Consider the following 14,631-nt stretch of genomic DNA (forward strand, 5'->3'; position numbering starts at 1 on the left):
CGGTCCCCCTCACGCGCCGACACGGGTATCAGGCAGGTCGCCCAGCGCATGCAGGCGGAAACTGCGGGCATATCCGTAGGGGTCGCTGCCATCCCAACGGCTGCCGTCGATCAACAGGCTGCTGCGCATCGGCTGCTCGGGGCAGGCCACGCCGAGGCTTTGTGCCGCCTCGCCATACAACGCCAGCTGCTGGACCTGGCGGGCCACGCCGAGGTAGTCGGGGTCTTCGCGCAGCAGGCCCCAGCGGCGGAACTGGGTCATGAACCACATGCCGTCGGACAGGTACGGCAGGTTGGCCCGTCCGTGGTCGTGCAGGCGCAAGGCGTGCGGGTCTTGCCAGTGGTTGCCCAAGCCATCGTGATAGCTGCCGAGCAGGCGCGGTTCGATACTCGCCAGCGGGGTGTTCAGGTAGGCGCTACCGCTGAGCAGTTGCGCAGTGCTGCGGCGGTTTTCCGGGCTTTGCTCGATGAAGCGGCTGGCGGCGAGGACCGCCTTGACCAGCGCGCGGGCACTGTTGGGGTATTGTTCGGCAAAGGCGCGGGCGCAAGCCAGGACCTTTTCCGGGTGGTCCGGCCAGATCGATTGGCTGGTGGCCAAGGTGAAGCCCTGGCCGGTGGCCACAGCGTCGGCAGCCCAAGGTTCGCCCACGCAGAAACCGTCGATGCGCCCGGCCTGGATATGCGCGGCCATTTGTGCCGGGGGCACCACCACGCTGTCGACGTCGCGCAACGGGTGGATGCCCTGGCTGGCCAGCCAGTAATACAGCCACATGGCGTGGGTGCCGGTGGGGAAGGTCTGGGCGAAGGTGAGGCGTGCGCCACGCTGGTGCACCAGTTGCGCCAGTGCTTCAGGGTTGGTCACGCCTTTGCGCTGCAAGACCGGGGACAGGTTTATGGCCTGGGCGTTCTGGTTCAGCCCCATGAGCACGGCCATGGCGCTGGCCGGTACACCGCCGATGCCCAGGTGCACGGCGTAGACCAGGCCATACAGGCAATGCGCGGCATCCAGTTCGCCGCTGACCAGCTTGTCGCGCAGCCCGGCCCAGGAGCCCTGGCGCTTGAGGTTGAGGGTAAGGCCATGCTGCTGGGCGAAGCCCTGGGTGGCGGCGACTACCACCGAGGCGCAGTCGGTCAGGGCCATGTAGCCGATGTTCAGGCTGGGCTTTTCCGGGGCATCGCTGCCGTTGACCCAGGCCAGGGGCGTTGCTCGGGGTACAGTGTTCACAAGGTTCCTCGCCCGTACTGATAAGGCAGTGGGCTTTTCCGGTGCAACCGATGTGCCACCTGACAGCAGCACTGTGGAGCAACTGCCTTGTGCCGCCTGCACTGGCCTCATCGCCGGCAAGCCGGCTCCCACAGGTACAGCACAGGTTTCAGCCCTTGTGTTGTACCTGTGGGAGCCGGCTTGCCGGCGATGAGGCCAGTGCAGGCCCACGATTTGCTGTCATGCCGGCCCCGCGCTGGCTATAATCGCCCCCTCATTCACCCCGAGCCTTGCCCGCCCATGTATACCCTGGCCCGCCAGCTGCTGTTCAAGCTTTCCCCGGAAACCTCCCACGACCTGTCCCTGGACCTGATTGGTGCCGGTGGCCGTCTTGGCCTCAACGGCATGCTGTGCAAGCAGCCGGCGGCTTTGCCGGTTACGGTCATGGGCTTGAACTTCGCCAACCCGGTGGGCCTGGCGGCCGGCCTGGACAAGAACGGCGCGGCCATCGACGGTTTCGCCCAGCTGGGCTTCGGCTTCGTAGAAATCGGCACCGTCACCCCGCGCCCGCAGCCGGGCAACCCCAAGCCGCGGCTGTTCCGCCTGCCGCAGGCTACGGCCATCATCAACCGCATGGGCTTCAACAATCTGGGCGTTGATCACCTGCTTGGTCGGGTGCGGGCTGCGCGTTACAACGGCGTGCTGGGCATCAACATCGGCAAGAATTTCGATACCCCGGTGGAGCGTGCCGTCGATGACTACCTGATCTGCCTGGACAAGGTGTACGCCGACGCCAGTTACATCACGGTCAACGTCAGTTCGCCAAATACTCCGGGCCTGCGCAGCCTGCAATTTGGCGATTCGCTCAAGCAACTGCTCGATGCCCTGGCCGAGCGCCGCGAGCAACTGGCCGGCATGCATGGCAAGCGCGTGCCATTGGCAATCAAGATCGCCCCGGACATGAGCGACGAAGAAACCGCCCTGGTGGCTGCCGCGCTGATGGAGTCGGGCATGGATGCGGTAATCGCCACCAACACCACGCTGGGGCGTGAAGGTGTCGAAGGGTTGCCATACGGTGGCGAGGCGGGTGGCCTGTCGGGCGCGCCGGTGCTGGAGAAGAGCACCCATATCGTCAAGGTGCTGGCGGGCGAACTGGGCGGCAAGCTGCCGATCATTGCCGCTGGCGGCATTACCGAAGGCCGCCATGCCGCCGAGAAGATCGCTGCCGGGGCGAGCCTGGTGCAGATTTATTCGGGCTTCATTTATAAAGGGCCTGCGCTGATTCGCGAAGCGGTGGATGCTATCGCTGCGATGCCGAGGTAACCTGACGGGCCCATTCGCGGGCATGCCCGCTCCCACAGGGTTCAGCGCACTGCTGAAGCTGACGCTACACCTGTGGGAGCGGGCGAGCCCGCGAAGAAGCCAGCGCGGATAGGGATTCGCACCCATAAAAAAGGGCCCCGTCAAGGGGCCCCTGGGCCTTCGCCCGCCGCCCGGATAGGGCGTGCATGGTGAATCGAATTCAGTGTCCTCGTTCAGCCAACGGCGTGATTTTCGTTGAGTCTATGGATGCCAGCGGTGCCAGTCATTCCGTCCCAGTTATCACCGCGACCTTCACGCCAGCCGTTGATCCAGGCTTGGCGAACAGAAGGAAGATTGAAGGGGCAAAGTTCGCGGGATTTGCCGGTGACCCCGTATTGGTAGCCACGTGAATATGCTCTTTCCAACGGATCACGCTTAAGTCTTCTCATAGGGTGTTGCCCTCACTTGTTGACTGTAATGTCCCGTCGGCCTCTCCGAGGCCGGGCAGAGTCTTTCTGCCGGTGTGCGCTCGCTGCCGGCGTGGCGAGCTGAAAGTGCCGCCTCGTTGCGAAGCGGCCTGAGACCAGTTCTATCGAATGCGAGTCACCGTGTGAATGATCGATTTGTCATAAGCACGTAACCTTTCCAAGGGTGAGGGGATAAGTAAATAAATGCGACTCAACCTTGTTTAGCGTTGAGCCCGCTATGATCAGGGTTTGCCGATCATTGACGTCATTTCGCCAGCGTTGCTCGCGGATGACAGTAATAATTTGAAATGCGACGAAGGGTAACAACGGCCCCGGTATCGCCAGAATTTTTAGTACTGCCTGATGATCTAAGCTGTCTTTGCCACTGGGCCAGGCACGGATCGGTCAGGCGGCCCGGCCTTTCAGTGCACGCTCGCGTGCCGGGAAAGGCCACCCGCACACCTGCTGGAAAGGTGTGCGGGCAAACATCGCGGGGCGATGCGTTGCCCCGTCAGTCAAATAGCCAAGGCGCTGGATTACTCATGTCGGACCGTTTCGAACTTTACCTCACTTGCCCCAAAGGCCTGGAAGGCCTGCTTGCCGAAGAGGCCCGGGGCCTCGGCCTGGATGATGTGCGTGAGCACACCTCGGCCATTCGCGGCGCCGCCGACATGGAAACCGCCTACCGCCTGTGCCTGTGGTCACGCTTGGCCAACCGGGTGCTGCTGGTCCTCAAGCGCTTCTCCATGAAAAACGCCGACGACCTCTACGACGGCGTGCACGCAGTCGACTGGGCCGACCACCTGGCAGCCGACGGCACCCTGGCGGTGGAGTTCAGCGGCCATGGCTCGGGCATCGACAACACCCACTTTGGTGCACTGAAGGTCAAGGATGCGATTGTCGACAAGCTGCGCAACCGCGAAGGGCTGCGCCCGTCGGTGGAAAAGATCGACCCTGATGTGCGTGTGCACCTGCGCCTGGACCGTGGCGAAGCCATTCTTTCCCTGGACCTCTCCGGGCACAGCCTGCACCAGCGTGGCTACCGCCTGCAGCAAGGTGCCGCGCCGCTGAAGGAAAACCTGGCGGCGGCGGTGCTGATCCGCGCCGGCTGGCCGCGCATTGCCGCCGAAGGTGGCGCGCTGGCCGACCCGATGTGCGGTGTAGGTACCTTCCTGGTCGAAGCGGCGATGATCGCCGCCGATATCGCGCCCAACCTCAAGCGTGAACGCTGGGGCTTCAGTGCCTGGCTTGGCCATGTACCGGCGTTGTGGCGCAAGGTGCATGACGAGGCGCAGGCGCGGGCGCAGGCCGGCCTGGCCAAGCCGCCGCTGTGGATCCGTGGCTACGAGGCCGACCCACGGCTGATCCAGCCAGGCCGTAACAACGTCGAGCGTGCCGGCCTGGGCGACTGGGTGAAGATCTACCAGGGTGAAGTCAGCACCTTCGAGCCGCGCCCGGACCAGAACCAGAAAGGCCTGGTCATCAGCAACCCGCCCTATGGCGAGCGCCTGGGTGATGAAGCCAGCCTGCTGTACCTCTACCAGAACCTCGGCGAGCGCCTGCGCCAGGCCTGCATGGGTTGGGAGGCAGCGGTGTTCACCGGCGCGCCGCAGCTGGGCAAGCGCATGGGCATTCGCAGCCACAAGCAGTATGCATTCTGGAACGGTGCCTTGCCGTGCAAGCTGCTGCTGTTCAAGGTGCAGCCTGACCAGTTCGTTACCGGCGAGCGCCGCGAAACGCAGCCTGAAGGCACGGAAACCCGCCCGCAGGAACCGCTGGCCAGCGAACCGGCGCGCCTGTCGGAAGGGGCGCAGATGTTTGCCAACCGCCTGCAGAAAAACCTCAGGCAACTGGGTAAGTGGGCCCGCCGCGAACAGGTCGATTGCTACCGCCTGTACGATGCCGACATGCCCGAATATGCCCTGGCGGTCGACCTGTACCAGGACTGGGTGCACGTGCAGGAATACGCCGCGCCACGTTCGGTCGACCCGGACAAGGCCCAGGCACGCCTGCTCGACGCACTGGCAGCCATCCCGCAGGCCCTGGGCATCTCGCCGCAGCGTGTGGTGCTCAAGCGTCGCGAGCGGCAGAGCGGCACGCGCCAGTATGAGCGCCAGGCAACCGAAGGCCGCTTCCAGGAAGTGAACGAGGGCGGCGTCAAGTTGCTGGTCAACCTTACCGACTACCTCGACACCGGCCTGTTCCTCGACCATCGCCCGATGCGCATGCGCATCCAGCGCGAAGCCGCCGGCAAGCGCTTCCTCAACCTGTTCTGCTACACCGCCACAGCCACCGTGCATGCGGCCAAGGGTGGGGCGCGCAGCACCACCAGCGTCGACTTGTCGAAAACCTACCTGGACTGGGCGCGGCGCAACCTGGCGCTCAATGGCTTCTCGGATCGCAACCGCCTGGAGCAGGGCGATGTGATGGCCTGGCTGGAGGGTAACCGTGACAGCTACGACCTGATCTTCATCGACCCGCCGACCTTCTCCAACTCCAAGCGCATGGAAGGCGTATTCGACGTGCAGCGTGACCACGTGCAGCTGCTGGACCTGGCCATGGCCCGCCTGGCGCCGGGTGGCGTGCTGTATTTCTCCAACAACTTCCGTAAGTTCCAGCTGGACGAGCACCTGATGGCGCGTTACGCGGTGGAAGAAATCACCGCCCAGACGCTGGACCCGGACTTCGCCCGCAACAACCGTATCCATCGTGCCTGGCGGTTGCAGCTGCGTTGAGGCGACGAGGTACATTGCGCGGCTAATGGCCAATAGCTATAACTGAAGGCAGGGCAAGATAATCCGCAGGACGCTGACGTGACGAGATGGGTGTATGTCAAACGGTGGCGTTCGTGCGCGGTTGCTTGGCCTGTGCACAGAGGCGGTGTCCGCCTGGGCGGTGGCCCTGGTCGCCCTGGTGGTGGGCGGCCTGTTGACGGCCGTTCTGGCACTTGCCGCGCAAACCTTCTACAAGCAGCAGCTGCGCCAGCGCTTCGAGCTGCTGGCCAGCGAACGTTTCAGCCGTATCGTCGAGCGGATTGACGAGCAGCAGCAGCGGCTGGACGGGCTGCGGCGGTTTTTCAGCTTTTCCAACGAAATCACCCCACGCGAGTTCGACGGTTACGCCCGGCCATTGCTGCAGCGGACCCTGGCCTACGCCTGGGCGCCGCGTGTCGAAGCCGCGCAACGCGCCGAGTTCGAGCGCCACGCCAGTGCGCATGCCGGCCCGGGCTATGTGATCCGCGACCAGGATGAGCAAGGCCAGTGGCGCCCATCTCCCCAGCGCGACCATTACTTCCCGGTCCTCTATACCCAGTCGGGTGAATTACCCGGGCTGCCCTATGGGCTGGACCTCGCCGGCCAGGACGTTCCCTTGGCTGCATTGTCGCGGGCGCTGGGGCCGGGCAGCATGGCGGTGTCCGAGCCACTGCCCATGTTCGATACCAGCTCGGATGCGCGTGGCCTGCTGATGGTGGCGCCGGTGTTTGCCGATGCCAACCCCCGCGGCGCGGCAGTGGGCTATGTAATGGCCTTGCTGAGCATGCGTGAGCTGGTCAGTGACGGGCGCCCGGTGGCGGCAGACGACAACCTGGTCGTGCGCATCGTAGACCCCACCGGGCTGCATGGCCCCGAAGTGATGTTCGATTCGCAGAACCCGGCAGCTCCCCTGGCGCTGGTCAGCAACCAGCTGTTGCACCTGGCTGACCACCACTTCCAGCTGAGTATCCGGCCGAGCCTGGCTTTCTTGCAGGCCAACCGTTCTTCCGTGGTGCTGGCGGTGAGCCTGCTGGGCGGCCTGTTGAGCCTGCTGCTCAGCGTTTTGCTTTACAGCCTGCTCAGCCAGCGCCAGCGTGCCTTGGCCCTGGTCGAGCAGCGCACCGCCGAGCTGCGGGCCAGCGAGCAGTCCCTGCGTGGCACCCACAACCAGCTACGTAGCGTACTGGATGCCGCAACCCAGGTGGCGATCATCGCCACCAACCTCAAGGGTGTGATTGGCACCTTCAACACCGGTGCCGAGCGCATGTTCGGTTACCCGGCCAGCGAGGCGATCGGCCAGCTGCGCCTGGAGGACCTGGTACTGCCCGAGGAGTTGAACCAGCGTGCCCATGCCTTGAGCCTGCGTTACGGCCGGCCGATTGCAGGCGACCAGGCCATGTTCGCCGAAACGGTGCAGGCGCATGGCGTCGAGCCGGGAGAGTGGACCTTGTTACGCGCTGATGGCAGCCAACTGGTGGCCAATATGCTGGTTACCGCCATGCTCGATGAACAGGGATTGTGGATGGGTTACCTGGCGATCTGCATTGATGTCACTGAACGGCGTCGGGTGCATGAGGCGCTGGCGGCGCGCGACAGCCTGCTGGAAAAGCTCAGTGCCGAGGTGCCGGGCGGCATCTACCAGTACCGCCTGGATGGCAACGGCCATTCTTGCTTTCCGTACGCCAGCAAAGGCCTGTACGACATCTACGAAGTCGACCTGCAACAGCTGCGCGAGGACGCCACGGCGGTGTTCGAGCGCATCCACCCGGATGACCTGGAGCGCGTGCGCCGTTCGGTGCGTTACTCGGCCGAACACCTGTCGCCCTGGCGCGAGGAATACCGGGTTTGCCTGCCGCGTGCCGGGCTGCGTTGGGTGCGTGGCGAGGCGACACCGGAAGTGGGCGAGCAGGGCTGCACCTTGTGGCACGGCTACCTGACCGACATCTCCGACCTCAAGGGCGTGGAAGAAGAGTTGCGTGCGTTGTCGGTGACCGACTCGCTGACCGGTATCCATAACCGCCGCTTTTTCCAGGAGCGGCTCAGGTTCGAGCTGGAACGGGCCCAGCGCGATGGCCTGGCGCTGGCGGTGATCATGCTCGATATCGATCACTTCAAATGCATCAACGACCGCTTCGGCCATGCCGCCGGCGATTATGTGTTACGCAGCCTGTGCCTGCGCATTGGCCAGCGCTTGCGGCGTACCGATGTGTTCTGCCGGTTGGGTGGCGAGGAATTCATGGTGCTGTGCCCGGGCAGCGATGCCAGGCAGGCGCGGCTGCTGGCGCTGGAGCTGTGGCAAGGAGTGCGCGATGTGCCGGTGGAAGGCGTGGGCAAGGTGACCGCGAGTTTTGGTGTGGCGGGTTGGCGACCGGGGGAAGGGGCCGATGCCTTGCTGTTGCGGGCTGATGCAGGGGTGTACGCGGCCAAGCAGGCCGGGCGGGATCGGGTGGAGGGGGAGTAGGCCTGACAGCTGTCAGTTGTCAGTGCCGGCCCTTTCGCGGGCTTGCCCGCTCCCACAGGTACTGCACCAGGTTCAATAACGGTGCAGTACCTGTGGGAGCGGGCAAGCCCGCGAAAAGGCCGGTACTGGCTACCTGTCAGTTGGCCGCTGTGCTGCCGGCCAGCTTCGGCTGGCGGTACAGGTCCAGCAGCACCTGGTCGAGCACCTGCGAGGCGCCCCATGGTTTCGGGTCGTTGAGGATTGCCGCCACCGCCCAGGTATGGCCGTTGCTGTCACGGCTGAAGCCGGCAATTGCCCGCACGGTGTTCAGCGTACCGGTCTTGATGTGCCCTTCACCAGTCATGGCGGTGCGCTTCAGGCGCTTGCGCATGGTGCCGTCCATGCCCACCAGCGGCATCGAGCTCATGAACTCGGCTGCATAGGGGCTCTTCCAGGCGGCCTGCAGCATTGCAGCCATTTCCCGGGTGCTGACCCGTTCGGCGCGGGACAGGCCGGAGCCGTTTTCCATCACCAGGTGCGGCGCGGTAATGCCCTTCTTCGCCAGCCACTGGCGCACCACGCGCTGGGCAGCGCGAGCGTCGTCACCATCGGCATCGGTGCGGAACTGCGCGCCAAGGCTCAGGAACAGCTGCTGGGCCATGGTGTTGTTGCTGTACTTGTTGATGTCGCGGATCACTTCCACCAGGTCTGGCGAGAAGGCACGGGCCAGCAGGCGAGCGCCCTTGGGCACGTTCTCGAAGCGGTCGCCACCCTGGATGCTGCCACCCAGTTCGTTCCAGATCGCGCGCACGGCGCCGGCAGCGTAGGTGGGGTGGTCGAGCAGCGACAGGTAGGTCTGCGAGTTGCAACCGTCACCCAGCTGGCCGCTGACCGTTACGCTGATGCCATCGGCCTGCTGCACCGGGTTGTAGCGCACATCACCCGAACACTGCTTGGAGGCTACCGCCTTGACCTGGTTGTCGATGCGGATGCTGGCAATCGGCGGTTCGACCGCGATGGTGACCTTGCCGCCATCGTTGCGGGCCACGAAACGCAGGGCCTTGAGGTTGACCAGCAGCGAGTCGGGCTTGACCAGGAACGGCTTGTTCTCATCGCCGCCGTCGTCGTTGAACTGCGGCAGGTTGGGCTGCACGAAATGGCTGCGGTCGAGCACCAGGTCGCCGGTGATGGTGCGCACGCCATTGGCGCGCAGGTCACGCATCAGCAGCCACAGCTTTTCCATGTTCAGCTTCGGGTCGCCGCCACCTTTGAGGTACAGGTTACCGTTGAGTACACCGTTGCTCAGGGTGCCGTCGGTGTAGAACTCGGTTTTCCACTGAAAGGTCGGGCCGAGCAGTTCGAGGGCGGCGTAGGTGGTGACCAGTTTCATGGTCGAAGCCGGGTTCACCGAGACATCGGCATTGAACACGGTCGGTGTGCCGGGGCCGTCCAGCGGCAGCATCACCAGCGACAGGGCAGAATCCTGCAGCTTGTTGGCCTTGAGGGCCTGCTGCACTTTGGCAGGCAGTGTGGTGTTGACTGCGGCGGCCTGGCTGGGCAGGGCGAGTGGCAACAGCAGGCCGGCAAGAACGAGGGGACGAAGCGTTTTGATCATGATCGATAAATACCCTACGGCGAGGGAAAAGGGCATTGGGGCTGTAAGGAATGATGGCCCCAGAATGAAAGAATACGCATTATGCCCCAAGCGTAGCGACGATGCGCCACGTTCGACCGAAAAGCACCCCATAAAAAAGGCCACCCGTAGGGGTGGCCTTTTCAGCGATCGAGCCAGGCCGGAATTACTCGGCCTTGTTGATCGGCTTTTCCGGGTACCAGGCGTCCAGCAGCGGGCTGACTTCGATCTTGGTCAGTTCGCTGCGGCCCTTGAGCCAGGCCTCAACGGCTGCACGCTGTTCTTCGCTGACCGAGCCGCGTTTGACCGAGCACACCAGGCCGAAATCGTCACCGCCTACATAGTCCAGGCCATTGGCGTCCATGGCTTCTGCCAGGAACGCGTCGAGGAAAGCATCGATTGCCTGGTCATCCAGATCTTCCTTGAATTCCAGGTTCAGCTCGAAGCCCAATTCCTGAAACTCGTCGACACACAGCTTCTTGCGCAGACGACGGGAGCGGTTTGTGGCCATGAAACAATCCTCTTAGGTAATAACGCCGCGCAGTCTACCAGTTAACACGCCTGGCTGCCTGCCTGTGTGCAGGTACCTGTGGCCAGTTCCTTGGTCAAGGCGCGTTCTATCCGGCACATGTGCCGCGCCAGTGCCTGGCGCCGCAGGCGTAACTGGGCGGTGGGCAAGCCGCTGGCCTCCAGGGCTTCGCAGGCCGTCATCAGCTCGGGGGCCTCCAGCATCCGCGCGGCGCTGAGCACTTTGTGCGCCTGTTCGGCAATGGCGCCGTTGTCGTGCTGCGGATCCAGTGCCATCAAGGCTGCCATGTCAACCTGCAGGCTCTTTTGCAAGGCCTGCAGGAAACGCTGGCGGTCGTTCGGGTCATGCCCGACCACTGCGGCAAGGCCGTCCAGGTGGTAAAGCTTGCGCCGCCGTTTTTGCTGACGGCGAGGGTGGATGCCGGCCAGACGCTGGCTGAGAGTGCCCAGGCTGATGGGCTTGAGCAGGCAGTCGTCCATGCCGGCGCTCAGGCACTTGCGCCGTACTTCCGGCTGCGCGTTGGCGGTGTAGCCGAGTATGGTACAGCGCGTCCGATTGCCGTGACGTTCTTCAGTGCGTACGGCAGTGGCCACCTGGTAGCCGTTCATGTGCGGCATGTTGCAGTCGAGCACCAATACATCGAAATCGCCCGCCCGCCAGGTAGCCAGGCCTTCGCGACCGTCGCGGGCACTGGTGTGTTCCAGGCCCAGGTAGCCAAGCTGCTGTGCCATCAGTTGCAGGTTGGCCGGGTGGTCGTCGATCACCAGCACGTTCAGCCGTGGGTCGGGCACGTCGAGGTTCTCGATCAGCGGGACCGGCTGCGCAGCGGCATCAACCCGCTGTAGCGGCATCTTCAGGCGCACCTGGGTGCCGACATCCTCCAGGCTCTTGATGGTCAGGCTGCCGCCCATCATCTCGCACAGGTTGCGGCAGATTGCCAGGCCCAGCCCGGTACCCGCGCGGGCGCCCTGGCTATGGGGGTTGGCCTGGATGAACGGGTTGAACAGGCGTTGCAGGTCGTCGGCGTGGATGCCAATGCCACTGTCGCGCACTTCCAGCTCCAGCACGGCGGGGGTACCGATGCCGTCCTCCATCAGGTTGACGCAGATGCGCACCTGGCCATGTTCGGTGAACTTGATGGCGTTGCTCACCAGGTTGGACAGGACCTGCTTGAAACGCAGGGGGTCGAGCAGGGCATGGCAGCGTGCGCTCGGCGCGATCATCACCTCCAGGGCCAGGCCTTTCTGCCGCGCCTGGCCCTCGAAGATGCGCCCCACCGATTCGACCAGGGACGCCAGGTCGACGGCCTCCGGGGCGAGGGTCAAGTGCCCGGACTCGATGCGCACGATGTCAAGGATATCGCCAATCAGGCCCAGCAGGTCCTTGGCCGAATGGTGGGCCAGCTCCAGTGCGTTGCGGTCTACCCGGCCCTGGTCGGCACGCTTGACTGCCAGCTCGAGCATGCCGATGACCGCATTCATCGGGGTGCGGATTTCGTGGCTGATGGTCGCCAGGAACGTGCTTTTGGCGCGGTTGGCATCGTCCGCCTGCTGCTTGGCCTGGCGCAGCTCCATGACCAGATGGCGGCGATCACTGATGTCGATCCAGCCGCCGATGATGCCCTGCACCTCTCCCAGGGAGTCGCGATACGGCAAAATCCAGTGGTAGATGGTCATCTCCCTGCCCTTGATACGTAGCGGCCGATCCATGATCAGCGGCGACCCCTCGGCCATTACCTTCAGGTAATCGGCCTGGATCTGCCGGGTCTGCTCGTGATCGGCGAACAGGCTTTCCTCCAGGCGTTTGCCGATAACCTCGTCGGAGCGGGCCTGCACGGCTTCCAGATAGCTGTAGTTGCAACTTTGCAGGCAGCCTTCGCGGTCACGCACGTACATGGGGTGGGGCGTGCCGTTGAGCAGGGCGCGCATGAATGCCAACTGGTCATTCAGTGCCCGTTCGGCGCGTTGCCGTTGGCGAATCTGCAGGCGCAGGCGAGCGTTCCACAGCAAGGCCAGCAGCAACAGTACCGCGGTTCCCAGTACCAGCTGTATCGCCAGCCTGCGGTAACCCTGGTCGTTGCCATCCTCGTGCAGGCTGAAACCGCGCCAGCGGTTGTTGATGACCCCCAGTTCTTCCGGCGAGATGCTCAGTAGTGCCTTGTCGAGGATGGACACCAGCGCCTGGGACGAGGCACTGGTGGCCATGGCGAAATGGGCGGGTTCGCTGCCGACGGTGGCGCGGATGACCAGTTCGGGGTTACCGGCCAGGGCATGGTTGGCGTCGATCAAGGGGGTGATCACCGCATCGACGGCCCCGCTGTTGAGCAACGCCATGGAATAGAACGCGCTTTCGGTCTCGACCCAGCCGATTTGCGGGTAGTGCCGCGACAGCATGGCGTCCATGGCACTGTAACGGGTGATGGCGATGCGATGCCCCTGCAGTTGCTCCAGCGAGGTGAAAGGCTTTTTGCCCTTGAGGCTGACCAGCACATAGGCGCTTTCCAGGTAGGGCCGGCTGATTCGCAGGTCGTCTTCGCTCACCCCGGTGGTGGCCAGTGCAGCGATGACATCGGCGCGACCATCCTTGAGGCGGGCAATCATGTCGGCCAGGCCGCTGGCGCGCTGTACTTCGAAACGCAGGCCGGTGCGCAGGCGAATGAGCTCGAGCAGGTCGGCGGTGATACCGCGAAAATGCCCCGAGCCATCGAAATAGGAGACCGGTGCAGCGGTGTCGTCGATTGCCACGCGCATCACCGGGTGGTCCTGCAGCCATTGTTCTTCGGCCTCGGTCAGTTGCAGCCTGCGGTCAGTCAGCAGCGAGTCGCTACCGGCGCTCCAGCGCTTGAAGATACTGGCGCGTATGGCCGGGGTCTGGCTGTCCAGGGTCGCGTTCACCAATTCCATCAGCGGCTTGTCCTGCTGGCGCAGGGCAAATCCGAAGCCGATGGCTTCGTGCTTGCCAAAACTGGCCATGCGCAGGCGCGGCAGATGGCTGCGATTGAGCTGGTAGTGGGTGGAAATGGTATCGCCGATGAATACGTCGGCCTGGCCGAACGCCACGGCATTCAGGGCTTGGCTGGAGGAGCCGAAGGCCAGCAGTTCGGCCTTGGGGTAGGCCCTGCTCACTTCTTGTCGGGGCAGGTAGTGGTAGAGCATGCCCAGGCGCATGCCCTCCAGGCCCATGTCCAGGGCCCGGCTTTCGTCCTCCCGCGTTACCAGCACCGGTTGGTCGATGGCATAGGGGTGCGACAACGCCAGGCCATCGTTGGCTGCTTCGTAGCCGTTGGCGCTGCCGAGCAGGTCGATATCGCCGTGCCGCAGCGCCTCCACCGCCGCCTGCCGGCTGGAAAAGCGCAGCACCCGCACGGGCAACTGCAGGGCATTGCCGATCAGGCTCGCGTACTCGGCGGTAAGGCCCTGGTAGTCGCGGCCGCCACTGGTGATGTCGAACGGCGGGTAGTCCGGTGCCGAGGTACCCAGCACCAGTTCCTGGCGGCTTTCCAGCCATTGCCGTTGTTCGTCCGTGAGCGCAGGCGGTGCAGGCCTGGCCGATGACCGTGCCAGCAAGGCATAGGACGAGGCCTCATGATGGGTAGCCTGCGCCACCCCGGCGAGCAGGAGCAGGGTGAGCAGCAGGCAAATGATAGGGCGCGCCATGACGCCCCTCAGACCAGCGCGTTGCGTTTGGCCATTTCGATCAGGTCGACCAGTGTATTGACCTGAAGTTTGTGCATGAGGCGCTTTTTGTAGGTACTGACTGTCTTGCTGCTGAGGAACATGCCCTTGGCAATTTCCTTGTTGCTGCGGCCTTGGGCGAAGAGTTGCAGCACCATCAGTTCGCGGTCATTCACCTGGCGGAAAAGTTGCAAGTCTGCATCCACCGCCTGGTCATGTTTAATTGCCTGGCTGGGGAAATAGTTGTAACCGGCCAGCACGGCCTTGATGGCACTGAGCAGCTCGCTCAGGTCTTCCTGCTTGCACACGTACCCGGCTGCACCCGAGTGCATGCAGCGTACGGCAAACAAGGCGGGAGACTGTGCGGTCAGTACCAGTACCTTCAGGGGAAGGGCCATGGCCTGAAAGCGGGCAAGTACCTCCAGCCCGTCTAGCTTGGGGATGCTGATGTCGAGGATGACCAGGTCTGGGGCGGCTTCGCGAATCATCTGCATGGCGTCCACGCCGTTGTCCGACTCGCCGACAACCTTGTAATTCTGGTTTTCCAGCAACATACGGACGGCCAGGCGGATGACGGGATGATCGTCGACGATAAATATGGAGTGCATGTTCAACTTCCCTGCGGGCGAC

At 63.9% G+C, this 14,631-nt stretch carries 9 protein-coding genes; 3 read left to right on the forward strand and 6 right to left on the reverse strand.

The features are described from left to right. Positions 1 to 9: 9 nt before the first annotated feature. Positions 10 to 1,224 carry a CmpA/NrtA family ABC transporter substrate-binding protein gene (locus tag QIY50_18975; GenBank protein ID WGV19432.1) on the reverse strand — a complete coding sequence of 405 codons (1,215 nt, stop codon included), beginning with the start codon at positions 1,222 to 1,224 and terminating at the stop codon, positions 10 to 12. Between the two features lie 279 nt (positions 1,225 to 1,503). Here QIY50_18975 and QIY50_18980 point away from each other — a divergent pair, with 279 nt between their 5' ends. Then, positions 1,504 to 2,526 (forward strand): quinone-dependent dihydroorotate dehydrogenase, encoded by a 1,023-nt coding sequence (locus tag QIY50_18980; protein WGV19433.1) that lies wholly within the window; start codon positions 1,504 to 1,506, stop codon positions 2,524 to 2,526. A gap of 212 nt (positions 2,527 to 2,738) precedes the next feature. Here QIY50_18980 and QIY50_18985 read toward each other — a convergent pair whose 3' ends face one another. Beyond that, the gene (locus QIY50_18985) at positions 2,739 to 2,954 is read right to left on the reverse strand and encodes a ribosome modulation factor (protein ID WGV19434.1); all 216 of its coding nucleotides are present in this window, start codon (positions 2,952 to 2,954) and stop codon (positions 2,739 to 2,741) included. A 560-nt stretch (positions 2,955 to 3,514) separates the two neighbouring features. Here QIY50_18985 and rlmKL point away from each other — a divergent pair. Then, complete coding sequence (rlmKL, locus tag QIY50_18990; protein ID WGV19435.1) at positions 3,515 to 5,707, forward strand: bifunctional 23S rRNA (guanine(2069)-N(7))-methyltransferase RlmK/23S rRNA (guanine(2445)-N(2))-methyltransferase RlmL; 2,193 nt, start codon at positions 3,515 to 3,517, stop codon at positions 5,705 to 5,707. Positions 5,708 to 5,801: 94 nt separating this feature from the next. After that, complete coding sequence (locus tag QIY50_18995; protein WGV19436.1) at positions 5,802 to 8,186, forward strand: diguanylate cyclase; 2,385 nt, start codon at positions 5,802 to 5,804, stop codon at positions 8,184 to 8,186. Between the two features lie 136 nt (positions 8,187 to 8,322). Here QIY50_18995 and dacB read toward each other — a convergent pair whose 3' ends face one another. From dacB to QIY50_19015, 4 genes are all read right to left on the reverse strand, one after another. Further along, positions 8,323 to 9,780 carry a D-alanyl-D-alanine carboxypeptidase/D-alanyl-D-alanine-endopeptidase gene (dacB, locus tag QIY50_19000; GenBank protein ID WGV19437.1) on the reverse strand — a complete coding sequence of 486 codons (1,458 nt, stop codon included), beginning with the start codon at positions 9,778 to 9,780 and terminating at the stop codon, positions 8,323 to 8,325. A gap of 184 nt (positions 9,781 to 9,964) precedes the next feature. Then, the gene (locus QIY50_19005; GenBank protein WGV19438.1) at positions 9,965 to 10,309 is read right to left on the reverse strand and encodes a YggL family protein; all 345 of its coding nucleotides are present in this window, start codon (positions 10,307 to 10,309) and stop codon (positions 9,965 to 9,967) included. Positions 10,310 to 10,350: 41 nt separating this feature from the next. After that, complete coding sequence (locus QIY50_19010; GenBank protein ID WGV19439.1) at positions 10,351 to 13,983, reverse strand: transporter substrate-binding domain-containing protein; 3,633 nt, start codon at positions 13,981 to 13,983, stop codon at positions 10,351 to 10,353. A gap of 8 nt (positions 13,984 to 13,991) precedes the next feature. Continuing rightward, positions 13,992 to 14,609: a response regulator transcription factor gene (locus tag QIY50_19015; protein ID WGV19440.1), complete on the reverse strand. Its 618-nt coding sequence runs from the start codon at positions 14,607 to 14,609 to the stop codon at positions 13,992 to 13,994. Between the last annotated feature and the right edge of the window lie 22 nt (positions 14,610 to 14,631).

The sequence above is a fragment of the Pseudomonas putida genome (genome assembly GCA_029953615.1).
Taxonomy (GTDB): Bacteria; Pseudomonadota; Gammaproteobacteria; order Pseudomonadales; family Pseudomonadaceae; genus Aquipseudomonas.